The sequence below is a fragment of the Acinetobacter variabilis genome, from assembly GCF_000369625.1.
Lineage (GTDB): Bacteria > Pseudomonadota > Gammaproteobacteria > Pseudomonadales > Moraxellaceae > Acinetobacter > Acinetobacter variabilis.
This window is the reverse complement of record NZ_KB850113.1, coordinates 1,123,343-1,139,432: the sequence shown is the minus strand read 5'-3', so window position 1 is coordinate 1,139,432 and position 16,090 is coordinate 1,123,343. Positions and strand designations below refer to the sequence as shown.

The window sequence follows — 16,090 nt, the reverse complement described above, 5'->3', positions numbered from 1 at the left end:
ATGCGCAATGTTTAGTGATCGTTTTGATCAACTGGTTCAAGCATTACGCATTTTGCCAAGCGTTGGGCCGAAATCGGCCCAGCGTATGGCTTTGCATTTAATCATGAAAAATCGTGAAGGGGCGATTGGTCTGGCACATGCCTTGACTGAAGCAACCGATCACATTCATGAATGCTCGATCTGCCATTCATTGACGGAAGATGAAGTCTGTAATATCTGTACCTCAGTTGAGCGTGATGATGAACTGCTTTGTGTAGTGGAGTCACCGGCAGATGTCATGGCAATTGAGCAAAGCGGCAGTTTCCGTGGTAAATATCATGTTCTGGGTGGTCATCTGTCACCTCTAGATGGAATCGGGCCTGAAGAAATCGGTATTCCGTATTTACTGCAACGCTTAAGTCAGGGACAGATCAAGGAAGTAATTCTGGCCACCAATGCGACTGTCGAAGGACAGGCAACCGCACATTATCTGGTTGAAGCCAGTAAGCATTTACCAGTGCAAATGACGCGTATCGCTCAAGGGGTGCCTCAAGGTGGAGAACTGGAGTATGTCGATAGTCATACTTTGAGTCAGGCAGTGCATAACCGGATGCGAATTAAGTGAAATATTAATTATATTCTCTTAACATATAATATAAAAAATATATTAGTAAAAATATAAAATGTTTACTAGATAAGCTATATTCGAAAAAAATATGGAACAAAAAGTATGATTTGGTTGTCACATTTTTATATAAAAATTCTATATATCGGGTAATATAGCTTCATCGAGCATCTAATTTTAGACTCAGTCTTTATGTTTCAATTTATTCAACATCAGCACGACTTAAATCATGTCCTGAACCTTATGGATCAAAATCCGGTCTATGGCCTGGATACAGAATTCATTAAGGTAGACACCTTGTGGCCAAAACTTGGTGTTTTTCAAATCAATGTCAATAACAATGTCTATTTGCTGGATGGAACAACACTGGATCTGAGTGAATTTCTGAACAAGATTTTTAATGCTCAACAGAATATTTTCCATGCCTGCAGTGAAGACATTGACCTGATTTACCATTACACCCAGAAAAAAGCTCTGAGCAATGTCTTTGATACACAGGTCGGTATGTCTTTCCTCGGACATGGTTTGCAGGTCAGCTATCAGAATGCCTTGAAACAGATGCTGGATGTCGATATTGAAAAAGATCAGACTCGCTCTAACTGGCTGGCACGTCCTTTAAGCTCTGAGCAGTTGCTGTATGCAGCCAATGATGTGCATTATCTGGTGCAACTGTCGGATAAAGTCAAACAGGATCTGGAAAGCAAGTATCTGCTCGATTTCGCTCTTGAAGATTGCCGTTTTTTGACCCATGAAATTGGTGAAGAAACACCGACTGCCTTGCTTTATCAGGATGTCGGTAATTATCGTCATTCACGCCGTCAATTAATGCAGTTACAACAACTGGCTGTATGGCGTGAGCAGATTGCCAAGGCGCTGAATCAGCCACGCAGCTTCATTCTGAAAAACTCGACCATGATTGATCTGGTAGAGAAATTCCCGCGCAATAATTTCCAGCTCAGTCAGATGAAAGACATCCGGGCCAATATTGTCCGTGAACATGGCAAGACTATTCTTGATCTGTTGAAATTCCTGCCTGATCAGGCCGACTGGCCACTGCGTCTGGCACGCCCAATCCGCCATTCATCCAGAGAGATTGGCGAGAAGGTCGAAACAATGATCCAGAATATATCCAATGAAATCTCTGTACCTAAAGAAGTGCTGATGCGCAAGAAATGGCTGAATGCCTTATATCAGCATGTAGTATGTCATAAGGATGAACAGGATCTGCCAAACTACTTGCTCGGCTGGCGCTATGAGTTATTAACTCTGCCACTAATTAAGGTATTGCATCAGGATGAGTCTTATCTGTCGACCCAGATGAAAGTAGTTGAGTGATTTTTACTGGATTGATTAAAGATAAAGCAATTATACAAAATCACGACTGATGCATTTGAAGCGGCTAATGTTTCTGTCGTTTTTTTGATGTATCCTTGCGATTGTTTTTTCAGAAAAGTCGTTTGAAACATGCAAGTGTCTATCTACAAATCTAGCAAAAAAGATGAAATGTATCTTTATGTGGCGCGTCCTGCAGATGAGAACGAAGCCGAAACATTTGAACCACTAGAGGTATTGGCTGAACCGGTACGTGTTGCGTTTGGTCGTGCGACTTTTGTCATGCATCTTGAACTGAGTGAATCGCGTAAACTAGCACGTGCTAATGTTTTACATGTGATGGATTCAATTTCTACCCGTGGTTTCTTCCTGCAAATGCCTCCAGAAGGTTTAATTAACCCGAATGCGCCAGCACCAGAAGGTCTTCGTGGAGCTTAAGCTCAGTTCAGGAGTTGTGAAATGAATGGTTTTGTAGCTGTATTGGACTCAATTCCTGACCAGAGTATTGCGTTTGCAGTGTATCTGCTGGGCAGTCTGATTGCGTTAGGCTGCTGGTATGGCGTGACCAAGCGCATACCAAAGGCAATGGGCGGTTTTTTATGGCTATTGGCCTTTGCCGTGCTGTTGACTCCAACCGTTTCTGAAGGCAGTAATGCTTCAGTTGCACCTGCTATTTTCGGGCTGCTATTTGGTATTCTGACCAAGGAATATGAACTCGTTTGGATTAATGCGTCACTTATTTTATTTGTCATTGGTATCGGGTCTGTGATTGGCTATTGCTGGTCGACCTATGCATCCAGTAAAACGGGTCTTGGGTCAAACAAGAAAAGTTCACCGCTGTAAATAGAAAAATAAGGTTCAATCATGTCTGCTGATATTCAACAATTCTCAGGTACGGATCAGTACATTGCCACTGACAGTTTAAAACTGGCTGTGAAAGCTGCGCGTAGTTTGCAAAAACCCTTGCTGGTCAAAGGTGAGCCGGGTACAGGTAAAACCCTGTTGGCTGAACAGGTGGCACAAAGTCTGGGACTGAAGCTGATTACCTGGCATATCAAGTCAACGACCAAGGCACAGCAGGGCCTGTATGAATATGATGCGGTATCACGCTTGCGTGACAGCCAGTTAGGTGATGATCGTGTCTATGACATCAAGAACTACATCAAGCCGGGTAAACTCTGGGAAGCGTTTACCAGTGAAGAACGCTGTGTATTGCTGATTGATGAGATTGATAAAGCAGACATCGAGTTCCCAAATGACTTGTTGCATGAACTCGACAAGATGTCTTTCTTCGTTTATGAAACGGGTGAAACCATTACTGCGACCCAGCGTCCGATTGTCATCATCACTTCAAATAACGAGAAAGAACTTCCAGATGCATTCTTGCGCCGTTGTTTCTTCCACTATATCGAGTTTCCGGATGAAGCGACCATGCGTGAAATTATCGATGTACATTTTGAGAATATTTCGGCAACACTGGTGAATGAAGCTTTGCAAGTTTTCTTCAAGTTACGCCAGATTCCAGGCTTGAAAAAACCACCTTCAACTTCAGAACTGATCGACTGGCTAAGCCTACTCATGGCAGATGATATGCCGGAAGACATTTTAAGAAATAACGACAAGTCCAAAGCGATCCCGCCTTTGTACGGCGCGCTGATCAAAAATGAGCAGGATGTACAGCTGCTTGAACGTCTAGCCTTTATGTCGCGTCGCTAAGGGAGAAACACGCATGTTTGTGCGATTGTTTTATACCCTCAGAAAATATGGCGTACCAGTTTCCACCCGTGAGCTGATTGATCTGAATCAGGCGGTGGCGGCAGGCGTGGTTTTTGCTGATCAGGACGAGTTCTATCAGCTTGCTAAAACTGTGATGGTCAAAGACGAGCGCTACTTCGACAAATTCGATCTTGCCATGAAAGACTACTTTGATGGTATCGCGACCTTTGATCTGGATGAATTGCTGAATCAGGTACATAAACTGCCCAAAGACTGGTTTGATCTGGAACTTATCGAGAAGCACTTGACTCCTGAACAGCGTGAAGAACTGAAAAAAGCCGGGTCGCTGGAAGAACTGATGAAAATGCTGGAAGAGCGCTTGCGTGAACAGCATAAAAAACATCAGGGCGGGAATAAGATGATTGGTACTGGTGGCACATCGCCATTTGGTGCCTATGGTGATCATCCTGAAGGTGTGCGCATTGGCGGGCCGGGGCGTAAACGTTCCGCCGTCAAAGTCTGGGAACAGCGTCAATACCGTAATCTGGATGATGATCAGATTCTTGGTAGTCGTCAGATGCAGATGGCACTGCGCCGTTTGCGTAAGTTCGCCCGTCAGGGTGCGGCTGAAGAGCTGGATATTGATAGCACTATTCGTGAAACCGCCAAACAGGGGATTCTGGATGTTCAGCTGGTACCAGAGCGACGTAACCGCATTAAAGTTTTAATGCTGTTTGATATCGGCGGATCGATGGATGCGCATATCGCTCAGTGTGAAAAACTGTTTAGCGCAGCCAAGACCGAATTTAAGACTCTGGAATATTTCTATTTCCATAACTGTCTGTACGACTATGTCTGGAAAGATAATGTCCGTCGTTCCAGCTCGCGCATGAATACCTGGGATCTGTTCAATACCTATGGACGGGATTACCGGGTGATTGTAGTGGGTGATGCCAGCATGGCACCCTATGAGTTGAACTCCGTCGGTGGTTCGGTCGAATATATGAATGATGAGGCAGGACAGGTCTGGTTACAGCGTCTACGTCAACATTTTGATAAAACCGCCTGGCTCAATCCTGAAGACGAAAAATACTGGCATTACACGCATACTATTGGCCTGATTAAGCAAATCTTTGAAGATCATATGTTTCCAATGACCTTAAAAGGTATTGAGGATATGACCAAATATCTGGCGCGTTGATTCCATTTATCTATAAGTGACTTTATCTATAGTTATTAGTGCTTTAAAACGAATTATTCTAGTATAAAGTCACTTGTTATACCTTATTCCAATATTCAGGAATTATTATGGCTCATCAAATTAATGGTATTGCGTTGCCCAACGAAGAGGGTTTCTTTGGTCAATATGGTGGTCAGTTCATTCCACCAGAGCTAAAACAGGCCATGGATGACATCAATGTTGCCTATCAGGAAATCCGTCAAACTGAAGAATTCCAGAATGAATTAAAAGACCTGTTTGCCAATTATGTCGGCCGTCCTAGTCCTTTGTTTCATGCTAAACGCCTTTCTGACCAGTTAGGTGGGGCACAGATTTATCTGAAGCGTGAAGACCTGAATCATACCGGTGCACATAAAATCAATCACTGCCTGGGTGAAGCACTGCTGGCGAAATATATGGGTAAAACCAAAGTCATTGCAGAAACCGGTGCAGGTCAGCATGGTGTGGCATTAGCCACTGCATGTGCCTTGGTGGGTAGTCCATGTGAAATTCATATGGGCCAAGTGGATATCGAAAAAGAACATCCAAATGTCGTTAAGATGAAAATCTTGGGTGCTAAGCTGATTTCTGTGACTCGTGGTACAGCAACCCTTAAAGATGCAGTCGACAGTGCTTTTGAAGAATACTTGAAAGATCCGAAAAACTATATCTATGCGATTGGTTCGGTGGTAGGACCGCATCCATTCCCAATGATGGTGCGTGATTTCCAGTCCATTATTGGCGATGAAATCAAGGTTCAAACCAATGAACGCTTCGGTGCAAACCCAGACTATGTGGTGGCATGTGTGGGTGGTGGTTCAAATGCCATGGGTGCATTCACGGCATTCCTGAATGATCCAGAAGTGAAACTGGTAGGGGTAGAACCTGCTGGTCATGGCCTAAATACTGATAAGCATTCCGCAACGCTGACTTTGGGTAAACCAAGCCAGTTGCATGGTATGGCCTGCTATGTGCTTGAAGATGAGCAGGGTGAACCTTTACCTGTGCATTCGATTGCTTCTGGCCTGGATTATCCAGGCGTAGGGCCACAGCACAGCCTGCTTAAAGATCTGGGTCGTGTGGAATACACTACGGCAACAGATCAGGAGTGTCTGGATGCCTTTATGACCCTGTCACGCGTTGAGGGAATTGTGCCAGCATTAGAAAGTTCACATGCAGTGGCTTGGGCAATTCGTGAAGCGGGTAAACTGCCTAAAGAGACTAAGATTGTAGTGAATCTTTCAGGTCGTGGTGATAAAGACTCTGATTATGTCGCAGAGAAACTCGGTCTTTAATTTGATTTATAGTCATAATCAAAAAAAATCCCAGTCTTAAGACTGGGATTTTTTATATCTGATCTGGTTTTGATATTGCATTGTTATTTGTTTGTAATGACATTTTGGAATTTAATTCACGTATTGAAATAAGAAAGAATTTTAGCCTGAAATATATTGTTGTAACTGATCAATCAGTTTACGTTGATCTTCCATTGCAGCTTTGACCAAGTCACCAATCGAAATCAGACCAATCAGTTTGTCATTTTCAACTACAGGTAAGTGACGTAAATGGCGGTCAGTCATTAATGCTAAGCAGTCTTCAACAGAAGTTGCAGAAGTCACGGTTATGACTTTAGGTGTCATAATTTCATTGACTGTGGTATCAAAAGAGGTTCTTTGCATCAATGCGATTTTACGGGTGTAATCACGCTCTGACAAAATGCCGACCACACTGTCTTCGTGGGTAACGACCAGCGCCCCAATTCCTTTTTCTGCCATCAGGGTAATTGCTTCTAAAACTGTAGAGTCTGGACGGATGGTATAAACTGCCTGATGTACTTTATCACCGAGCACTTGTGCTACGTTGGTCATTCTATTGAGTCCTTTTTATCTAATTGTTATTAGTCCTAGAGTATGTATCCAACTGAACATCTCTAGGTGTCTATTTTATGTCTTTATAAATAACATGTTTTTAGGCGAAGTGCAGTCTTTGTTGTGAAAAAAACAGGTGGCGCATCTGTGGAATTGATAATTTTAGTTTAGTGCCATTACCGCTACATAAAGTAGGTGTCACGGCTAATCGGGACAGTGTAGGTAATAAGTTGTTTTCAAAATCTTCGGGGTTGATTCTACGTGGTACATAACCTGGCCAATGTTCCTTGGCATAATTTTTGGCATCCAGAGAATTAAGCCAGAATGGAAAAATATAATCTTCCTGATCGCGCATCATCGCCCAACCCTGATGATAGACGCCCCACAAAACGCCACAATACATCATGGATTTGAGGATGGTGAGCCTCAAAAGAAAGTTTTTACATATCGGGTCGTATTGAATAATTTTTCGCATTGTCGTTAAAATAAAGTGCTATTAGAGTTCAGCTCTATTCTAGAAAGTTCCAGTGAAATTACTGTTTCAGCTTTGCAAGCAATCGTAATAAATTATGTCTTAATTGCAGTATTTCGAAAGAATGGCATAAAAAAACGTCACCGAGGTGACGTTTCTTCAAGCTTGCATGGTGGCCATGTTCTGCCAGTATTGTGCTTTGAGTGAATCTCGTTCTACACGAAAACCCTGATAATACAGTTCAGCTAAAAAGAGTGCTGCTTTACCGTGACCGGCGCGCGCTGCATCTTCTAATTGTTTTACTGCATCGACAAAGTTCATTTGCGATTGAATGGTATTCACTGCATCTGCATACAGATGTTCCAAATCATGTTGAGAGATATTCTGCATAATATAAAAACTCCTTAATTTTAATTATGATTTCGGATAGACTTTTAAGTCTAAATACAAATATAACTTAGTATTATTAAACTAATATTACAAAATAATGGAAAAGTCAACTATATCAGCTTTCCTGTTTACTTAATTTATAGTTTGTACGATCAAACTATACACAATTGGAAGTTTGGTTGGTATAGATTTTAACAATAGAACAAAAGAAAAGGAGAACAATATGATGCAAAGAACTCTTGAAGGGCTCAGTTTTGATATACCCCCAACAGCCAGTCAGATTACAGAATTGGCGCATGTACACCGTAAAAAACTAGATGAGGCAATTTATGACAAATATACCCATCTAGGTGATTACAGTCTGGCTCAACGTAAAGAAGTTTATGATTTTACCCGCGCTCTGGACGAAACCCAGCGTGCAGAGTTTTATAGTCACTATAATGATGAATTGGTCCGAATTGCAGATGAGGATCGACTGCATCCACCTGAAGCCGAAGCCGGCTTAAGCAAGTTTGCAATTTTGCTGGTTTTAGGTCTGGTGGCAATGGTCATTGCCTGGAGTGTGTACGAATTGTTGAAATCCTAACCGATTTATAGTCATATCAAAATGTATATTTATACTGGTCATTCAATCTTTGACTTGAACTTCATGGGACCCAGCCATACACTAGCTTCAACTTGAGGTAGTGTATGGCTATAGATAGCAAAAAATTAAGCGATTTTCTGAATAAAATTAAGCTTGAACAAATTTATAATGCGGTTGTTATTTTTATTGTGGCATTAATTTTATGTCTGGCTACATTTGCCATTTATCGTCCACTGACGACTTCCCAATTTAATTTACTTCAGGAACTTGCAGAACAGCAGAGCTTACCTCAAACCCAGGATATGGCTCAGACTTTGCTGCAACAGCAACGCATCCATCGCGGTCAATATCTTAAATTGATGCAGGCGTATCAGCAGGAATCTCTACGGACTCGTCAGCTTCCGCCGGTTTCTGTGGATATGCCTTAGGTATTGAAATCATATTAGGTAGTGGTGTAGAAGGATCTAACAGGTTCTGTTCCAATCGTAGTTTTAATGCTTCTTTATCCAATTCTTGACTCACCACGACCAGTGTTAAACGTTCTGGATGCAGATGTTTGCGTACGGCATTTTGCACATCTGCAGCGGTAATTTTGGCTAAACGTTCTGGATAGCGTGAAAGATAGTCGGCTTGCTCTGCATAAAAGCCCATTGTGCCTAACTGGGCATTGATTGTGGCATTGCTGCTGTAATTATTTGGAAATGCTCTTAACATCCCGGCCTTGGTTTCTTCCAGGCGCTTAGTATCAATCGGCTGATTTACAAAGTTGATAAAAGCCTGATGTGCGACCTGAATGCTATCCAGTAACTGATCTTGTCTAGTCGAATAACGGAAGCTAAATATACCAAGTGCCTGACTAAAGCTAAATGTACTATAAGCACCATAGGTATAGCCGCGTTTTATTCTTAATTCCTGCATCAATACTGCATTAAATCCGCCACCACCAAACATGCGATTGGCCACTTCCAGAGCAAGCCGATCTTCAGTAAAACGGTTTGGTCCTAAGTGGCCGAAGGTCACATGCGCTTGGGATGAGTTATAAGGCAAATGCACGATATCAAAACCCGATTTTTCTTCAGGTTCAGCTAATGCAACAGCTTTCTGTCCTTGAGGCAAATTGCCTGCAATTCGTTCAGAAAGTTCCAGTGCCTGTTTAGAACTGAGTTTGCCGGTAATGGCAATATTCATGTTTTGTGCTACCAGAAACTGGTCGCGGAATTTTTTCAGTAAATCAGCCGTAATTTTTTTGGTACTGCCAATGGTACCGGTAATGGGTTCGGCATAAGGATGCTGGCCATACAATGCCCGATAAAACCGGATATCCATCAGTTTACTTGGATTTTCCTGAAGCTGTTTTTGTCCTACTTGAGTATTACTGAGTGCTAACTGAATACTCGAAGGCTTGAATGTGGCATTTTTGAGAACATCCATCATCATGGCCAAAGCAGGTTCCATTTTTTTGGGATCTGATAAAGTTCTAAGGCGAACGACAAACATATCGCGATAAGCCTGCACGCTAAATTGTGCGCCTGTGGCATCAAAGACTGAAGCCACCTGTGCAGCCGTATATTTATCTGTTCCTTCGCGCATCAGTTTGGCTGCTGTGCTGGATAAACCAAATAGACCTTTAGCAATTTCCTGATCTCGTGCTGATCCGGCATTAAAGGTCAGTTGAATATCGACCATCGGCAGATCTCGGGTTTCAACAAATAGAGTGCGAACTTTGTAACGATTATTCAGGTCATGGATAAAAGGTGCCTGAAATGTCTGCTTTTGATTAATGTTTTTTAAGCTTTGCAGGAGAGGGATCGCTTGTAACTGACTGGGATTATCATTCAAATCAGGTTGGGTATCTAAATAATTTTCTGCCCAAAGGTTTGAACTGAGGCTTAAGCTGGTTAAAAGGATAAGAGAGCGAACTTTAGACATTGTAATAACCATTATTGATCTTTCTGTTCAGGCAAAAGGTAGAGCGTACTTAAATTTTCACGGACAAAATAGGCATTAGCAACCCGCTGAATGTCCTCTGCACGGACACTGTCATAATGCTGAGGCAGTTCATCCATCAGGCGGTAACTCAATCCGTTTACTTCAAGGTTTCCAATCATTTTGGCCTGTCCGCTTAGACTGTCCTGACTATAAATCAGATTTGAAATAAAGCGTGTGCTGATCCGTGCCAGTTCATACTCAGAAATAGTTTCAGTTTTTAGTAAATCAATTTCTTTCTGGATGGCTGTTTGTGCTTCTGTCAGATTTACACCTGGAGCCGGAAGTGCGGAAATACCAAACAGGCTATCTCCACGGTTATAAGGATCATAAGACACACTTACAGAAGTAAGCACTTTGCGGTCGCGGACCAGACGATCCTGCAAACGAGAAGAAATTCCGCTATCTAGCAGGCTGCGGATAATGGTTAGGGCGTAGGCATCTTGAGGATTCTTGGCGGTAGCTAGAGATTTCACATTCCAGGTCATATACAGATTAGGCACCTGAACATTGCTCTCAATTTCCATATGACGATAGCCTAAGCGCTCAAACTCGAGTACATCATTACGTGAGGGTGTGGGACGCGCCGGAATATCACCGAAATATTTCTGTACCTGAACGAGAGCTTCTTGCACAGCTAAATCACCGACAATCACCAGAATGGCATTATTCGGGCTATACCAGTCTCGATACCATTTTTTAACATCACTCAGCTGAATATTATTAAGCGTTTTCATGTGACCAATCACGGGCTGACGATAGTGACTGGTGGGATAACTGATCCATCTAAATCGTTCAAATGCCTGGGCACGCGGATTATCATCAGTACGCTGACGCCGTTCTTCCATTACCACTTTAATTTCCGGATCAAAATCTTGCTGGCGTAACAAGAGGTTGTTCATGCGGTCAGATTCGAGTTCAAGCGCCATCGGAAAATAGGCTTTAGGATAGAGCTGATAATAGTTCGTATAATTGGTAAATGTTGCGGCATTAATACTGCCGCCATAAATCCGGCTCAGGCGGGTAAATTCATCATTGGGAACTTTGTTCGTGCCTTTAAACATCATATGTTCCAAAGCATGAGAGACACCGAGAATATTGCCGGACTCATCACTACTGCCGACTTTATACCAGATCTGTGTCATCACCATCGGAGAGCGATGATCTTCCCGGATAATGACTTTTAAGCCATTACCTAAATAGGTTTCGATGGTGGTGCGGGATAATTCACTCTGGGTTGCGGCATGTACGGGGCTAAAACCAAAACTCAGGATGAGTGCTGCGACTGGAGAAATCCGCTGTTTGATGATTCTGGATAAGGAGGAGATAGCAAAAAAAGATATGGACACAAAGTCTTCCAATGAATAGATATTTGTATTTAGGATTATTTTTCAGAAATCTTGTATTGAAAGCAACCAAACACTGTTATTTTTTGGTTGTTTATTCATGGATTGGATTTCCCGCTCAAAACACTGCAAGTTATGCTAGAATTCAATTTTTTAACGCAATGCTTTTCAAGGATTCGGTATGCAACAGCAATCTAATGGGCAAAACAAATTTTTGATTGATGCTGATATCGGAGATGATGATGTCACATTACCGAGTTTACCTGCGGTTAATGTGCCGATTTTAGAAACACCAAGCGCAACTGCTGAAGTTTCTGCACCTGTGGCGACGGAAGCTCAGGAAGAAGAACCTGCTACAAAAGGCGGTTTCTTTAGCCGTATGAAAGAGGGTTTAACCAAAACCCGTAAAAATCTTGCCGATGGGATGGTCAATATCCTGATTGGTGGCAAAGAAATTGACGATGAATTATTAGAAGAAGTTGAAGAACAGCTTTTGGTTGCAGACATCGGTGTTGATGCGACTAAAACGATTATTGCCAATTTGACTGAACGTACCGCACGTGGTGACCTAATTTATTCTCACTCGCTGTATAAAGCGCTTCAGGAAGAACTGGTGGCTCTGCTGGCTCCGCGTGTAAAACCACTGCAGATCGATCCAAACAAAAATCCGTATGTGATTCTGGTGGTGGGTGTAAATGGTGTAGGTAAAACCACGACCATTGGTAAACTGGCAAAACGTCTGCAAGGCGAAGGTAAAAAAGTCATGCTGGCTGCGGGTGATACTTTCCGTGCTGCTGCAACTGAGCAGTTACAGATCTGGGGTGAACGCAACAATATCGCCGTAGTAGCACAAGGTCATGGTGCTGACTCCGCTTCAGTCATTTTTGATGCTTTCGAAAGTGCGCGTGCCAAAGGTGTGGATGTTTTAATTGCGGATACTGCAGGCCGTTTGCATAACAAAGGTCACCTGATGCAGGAATTGACCAAAGTTAAACGTGTCATGCAGAAGATTGATGCGACTGCGCCACATGAAGTGATGCTGGTGGTGGATGCCGGTACAGGGCAGAATGCCATTAATCAAGTTGAAATGTTTGATGAAGCAGTAGGTTTAACGGGTTTAACCATTACCAAGCTGGATGGTACCGCCAAAGGTGGCGTGCTGTTTAATATTGCCAGCCGTACGCATGTACCGATTCGCTTTATCGGTGTAGGTGAGAAAATTGATGACTTACGTCCATTCTCAGCAAAATCATTCGTTGCGGCATTGTTTGAAACTGAAAAATAATTAATGCGACTTGCATCACATACACTCCGCTAAATGCGGAGTTTGTTGTTTTAAAGGGCTTAAATGTTCTAAAAAGCAGCATGAAAAAAACAGCAAATCCTGCCTACCTGAATAAACCCATTATAATTGTATGGGATTTGCCTGGTGATTGAAGTTCAGGCTATATGTAGAGGGTAGAAAATGGCATTACTCAATAAAATTGGGTAGGTATTAACAACTGACCTGACTAAGGATTTTAAATTTCCTAAAAACAGTAAAGCAATTGAACATTTAGAATTCACTTTTGTTGAGAAATTAAAAAAGTTCCGTGGGACTTATCAGCTAGGTAAGCGTGTGCATTATAGTCAGGCTTATCTGACCGAGCTGATTCAGGAAGCAGTGCATAGCTGTTCTTCAGCCTATAATTCACAAAGTGCACGCATTATCGTGTTATTTGCCGATTCACATCATCAATTCTGGAGCATTGTGAAAGATGTTCAACGCCAGCATGTGCCGGCATCGGTCTATGAAGGGATTAGAATCAAACTGGATCAATGTGAAAATGCCTATGGCACGATTTTATTCTATGAAGATCAGAATGCTATTCAGCAATTACAGAAAAAGATTCCATTTAGTGCCGATGATTTTCCACTGTGGTCAGAGCAGACTTCCGGCATGGTACAGTTTGCTGCGTGGACTGCGCTGGCTGATTCCGGTCTGAGGGGCTTCTTTGCAACATTATAATGCATAGATCAATCACCCTGTAGCTAAGCATTTTAAAATTGATGAAAGCTGGTTGCTACGTGCTCAGCTCTGTTTCGGTTCAATTGAAGAAGCAATAGAAGATAAAATTGAGTTTGTAAATTCAGACAGCTTCCAGGTATTTAGCTAAGACCGGCGATTTTTGAAATTAGCATGCGCTAAGGTGATTGATACAAAGGATCAACCTTAACATCTCTGAGAATGTTCTATAAATAAAACACATTGTTATCAAAATAAGACTGTTTTAGGCAGTGAAAATGCTTAGGATGATCTTATCGGTTTTTAATAATCAGAATAGAACGAGGTGAGATCATGGCATTTCTAGATCATATTAAAAAACGCCGTAGTATTTATGCCATTGGGAAAAATGTCAGCCTGGATCAGGCAGAAATTGAGCACATCATTAAAGAGGCGGTGAAACATAGTCCATCATCTTTTAACTCGCAATCTTCACGCGTAGTGATTTTGTTTGGTCAATCACATGATACTTTCTGGCATATTGTGCGTGAAACTTTACGCGACCTGGTGTCAGCAGATGCTTTTGAGGCTACCAATAGCAAAATAGATGGTTTTGCGGCAGGTTATGGAACTGCACTGTTTTATGAAGACCAGAATGTCATTAAAGGAATGCAAGAAAAATTTGCGCTATATGCAGATAATTTCCCGATCTGGTCAGAGCATGCCAGCGGTATCGCTCAGTTTGCAACCTGGACAGCTTTGGCTGAACATAATATTGGTGCATCACTACAGCACTACAATCCGATCATTGATGAAGAAGTGGCGCAAACTTTCAGTATTCCATCGAACTGGAAGCTTCGTGCTCAATTGGTATTTGGTTCAATCGAAGCCCCTCCAGGTGAAAAAACCTTTATGGATGATGCAGAACGATTTAAGACCTTTGCATAATCGATTTAGAGATGAGAAAGAAGTACTGTTAAGTACTTCTTTTTTATGTGTGATATAGCAGAAATCAGAAGATAGATAGTCTGATAAATGCTGAGTAAAGTGCTGTAGAGGCAAAGCATTTGTCATAGAATTGTCATTTGTACACGGCATATTGCAATGAAAATTTTATATATTAACCAGAATGAGTGAGTGACATGGATTTACGTATTACAGCAGCTGTAGTTGCATTATTGGGCAGCACATCAGCTTTTTCAGCCGTGACATTAACCGTACCTGAAGAAATCAAGATGATTGCAGTGAATGATCAGGAAGTACGTTCAGGTCTATTACGCTCAGATCAAACTTATAAACTGGATGCGGGTACGAATGCGATTAGTGTCCGTTATACTGAATTTTTCCAGCACAATGATAATTCTCATGACATTTTAAAATCTGGCGTAATAACTGTAAAAACTCCAGAACTTAAAGATGGTGAAGCTTATAAATTGGGTTTAATTAACGCGCCTAAAAATTTTGATGAAGCGAAAAAATATAAAGATCAGCCAATTATTGGTTTATATGATGCAAAAAATCAGCTTCTGGTTCAGCAGGCAGGAGCAAAAGATGCAGCGAAACCATTACTAGGGCAAAGTATTTTAGGAAAATCTGTGGATTTGACAACGAATAAAGTTGTAACTCCAACAAATCAGCCGGCAGCGGTCTACACTCAAACTGCAAGCACATCGAATGTGGCTACTGCAAACGTTCGGGAAAATGCATCAGTTGGTCAGCTTGATCAGCAATTAATTCAGTTGTGGAAACAGGCATCTAAAGCTGAACGACAAAAATTTATGAATTGGCTTGGCGAGCAGGCAAATTAAAATTTATTGTTCAATATTAAAAGGGATCGTACTCATACCATCCCTTTTAATAAAAACTAAACCAGTAGAAATTCACATTTGCTTAAACTTTTAGGCCAAAAATGACTGGAAAAAAGCATTAAAACTCCTAAAAATAGCAATTCAGATTAAAAAATAAACGTACGATGCGCTTTTTTGAATATTTTTAAGAAAAGCTCTTGCACTGGTTCTGAAACTGTATAGAATACGCAGCACACCAACGCAATGCATGAAACAAAACGTTAAGTGGTTGGGTTGGAGCTTAAAACTGACGAGGTTTTAAGTAAGATCATTAAGAGATTATGAAGAACAACTTGTGTGGATTTTTACTGGTTGATTGATCGAAATTATTTTCATTGATTGATTGGTTTGAATTACTCGAAGTTTATTTGAGCGAAATTTAAGTCAGGAAATTGATGAGCCAGATTTAGAAGTTTAGATTAAAACTTCAAAATGATTTTAACTGAAGAGTTTGATCATGGCTCAGATTGAACGCTGGCGGCAGGCTTAACACATGCAAGTCGAGCGGGCGAGGTTGCTTCGGTAACTGAGCTAGCGGCGGACGGGTGAGTAATGCTTAGGAATCTGCCTATTAGTGGGGGACAACGTTCCGAAAGGGACGCTAATACCGCATACGTCCTACGGGAGAAAGCAGGGGATCTTTATGACCTTGCGCTAATAGATGAGCCTAAGTCGGATTAGCTAGTTGGTGGGGTAAAGGCCTACCAAGGCGACGATCTGTAGCGGGTCTGAGAGGATGA

At 41.9% G+C, this 16,090-nt stretch carries 17 protein-coding genes and 1 pseudogene; 13 read left to right on the top strand and 5 right to left on the bottom strand.

Annotated features, from left to right (window positions below; translation table 11 throughout):
• Positions 1–7 precede the first annotated feature (7 nt).
• From recR to trpB, 7 genes are all read left to right on the top strand, one after another.
• Positions 8–604: a recombination mediator RecR gene (gene recR, locus F897_RS11160; protein ID WP_004783720.1), complete on the top strand. Its 597-nt coding sequence runs from the start codon at positions 8–10 to the stop codon at positions 602–604.
• Positions 605–796: 192 nt separating this feature from the next.
• Entirely contained in the window at positions 797–1,939 is a 1,143-nt protein-coding gene (locus F897_RS11155) for a ribonuclease D (RefSeq protein ID WP_005235921.1), read from the top strand.
• Positions 1,940–2,068: 129 nt separating this feature from the next.
• Complete coding sequence (locus F897_RS11150) at positions 2,069–2,374, top strand: YcgL domain-containing protein (RefSeq protein WP_004783715.1); 306 nt, start codon at positions 2,069–2,071, stop codon at positions 2,372–2,374.
• Between the two features lie 21 nt (positions 2,375–2,395).
• Positions 2,396–2,779 (top strand): hypothetical protein, encoded by a 384-nt coding sequence (locus F897_RS11145; protein ID WP_004783714.1) that lies wholly within the window; start codon positions 2,396–2,398, stop codon positions 2,777–2,779.
• Positions 2,780–2,800: 21 nt separating this feature from the next.
• Positions 2,801–3,652 (top strand): AAA family ATPase, encoded by an 852-nt coding sequence (locus F897_RS11140; protein WP_004783712.1) that lies wholly within the window; start codon positions 2,801–2,803, stop codon positions 3,650–3,652.
• 13 nt (positions 3,653–3,665) lie between these two features.
• Complete coding sequence (locus F897_RS11135) at positions 3,666–4,853, top strand: vWA domain-containing protein (protein ID WP_005235918.1); 1,188 nt, start codon at positions 3,666–3,668, stop codon at positions 4,851–4,853.
• Between the two features lie 107 nt (positions 4,854–4,960).
• The gene (trpB, locus tag F897_RS11130; protein ID WP_005235916.1) at positions 4,961–6,166 is read left to right on the top strand and encodes a tryptophan synthase subunit beta; all 1,206 of its coding nucleotides are present in this window, start codon (positions 4,961–4,963) and stop codon (positions 6,164–6,166) included.
• A 141-nt stretch (positions 6,167–6,307) separates the two neighbouring features.
• On the opposite strand, the gene F897_RS11125 is transcribed toward trpB, so the two are convergent.
• From F897_RS11125 to F897_RS11115, 3 genes are all read right to left on the bottom strand, one after another.
• On the bottom strand, positions 6,308–6,739 hold the full coding sequence (locus F897_RS11125; protein ID WP_004783708.1) for a CBS domain-containing protein: 432 nt from the start codon (positions 6,737–6,739) through the stop codon (positions 6,308–6,310).
• Positions 6,740–6,839: 100 nt separating this feature from the next.
• A complete protein-coding gene (locus tag F897_RS11120) occupies positions 6,840–7,214 on the bottom strand; it encodes a DUF2750 domain-containing protein (protein ID WP_034171083.1) in 375 nt (124 codons plus the stop codon).
• Between the two features lie 156 nt (positions 7,215–7,370).
• A complete protein-coding gene (locus F897_RS11115) occupies positions 7,371–7,604 on the bottom strand; it encodes an SEL1-like repeat protein (protein ID WP_034171084.1) in 234 nt (77 codons plus the stop codon).
• Positions 7,605–7,824: 220 nt separating this feature from the next.
• On the opposite strand from F897_RS11115, the gene F897_RS11110 reads away from it, so the two are divergent.
• Both F897_RS11110 and F897_RS17120 read left to right on the top strand, forming a co-directional pair.
• The gene (locus F897_RS11110) at positions 7,825–8,187 is read left to right on the top strand and encodes a hypothetical protein (protein WP_004783702.1); all 363 of its coding nucleotides are present in this window, start codon (positions 7,825–7,827) and stop codon (positions 8,185–8,187) included.
• Between the two features lie 104 nt (positions 8,188–8,291).
• Positions 8,292–8,615 carry a hypothetical protein gene (locus F897_RS17120; protein WP_004783701.1) on the top strand — a complete coding sequence of 108 codons (324 nt, stop codon included), beginning with the start codon at positions 8,292–8,294 and terminating at the stop codon, positions 8,613–8,615.
• Here the strand turns inward: F897_RS17120 and F897_RS11105 are convergent.
• Positions 8,539–10,116: a M16 family metallopeptidase gene (locus F897_RS11105; protein WP_171065450.1), complete on the bottom strand. Its 1,578-nt coding sequence runs from the start codon at positions 10,114–10,116 to the stop codon at positions 8,539–8,541. The genes F897_RS17120 and F897_RS11105 overlap by 77 nt on opposite strands.
• A gap of 11 nt (positions 10,117–10,127) precedes the next feature.
• The gene (locus F897_RS11100; protein ID WP_376745102.1) at positions 10,128–11,468 is read right to left on the bottom strand and encodes a M16 family metallopeptidase; all 1,341 of its coding nucleotides are present in this window, start codon (positions 11,466–11,468) and stop codon (positions 10,128–10,130) included.
• Positions 11,469–11,700: 232 nt separating this feature from the next.
• Between F897_RS11100 and ftsY the strand changes: the two genes are divergently transcribed.
• From ftsY to F897_RS11080, 4 genes and pseudogenes are all read left to right on the top strand, one after another.
• Positions 11,701–12,804 (top strand): signal recognition particle-docking protein FtsY, encoded by a 1,104-nt coding sequence (gene ftsY, locus F897_RS11095; RefSeq protein WP_004783696.1) that lies wholly within the window; start codon positions 11,701–11,703, stop codon positions 12,802–12,804.
• Between the two features lie 222 nt (positions 12,805–13,026).
• Positions 13,027–13,675 (top strand): annotated as a pseudogene (locus F897_RS11090) (nitroreductase family protein).
• A gap of 182 nt (positions 13,676–13,857) precedes the next feature.
• Positions 13,858–14,451 (top strand): nitroreductase family protein, encoded by a 594-nt coding sequence (locus tag F897_RS11085; RefSeq protein WP_004783692.1) that lies wholly within the window; start codon positions 13,858–13,860, stop codon positions 14,449–14,451.
• A gap of 194 nt (positions 14,452–14,645) precedes the next feature.
• On the top strand, positions 14,646–15,311 hold the full coding sequence (locus F897_RS11080) for a DUF2057 domain-containing protein (RefSeq protein WP_004783689.1): 666 nt from the start codon (positions 14,646–14,648) through the stop codon (positions 15,309–15,311).
• The last annotated feature ends 779 nt before the right edge of the window (positions 15,312–16,090 follow it).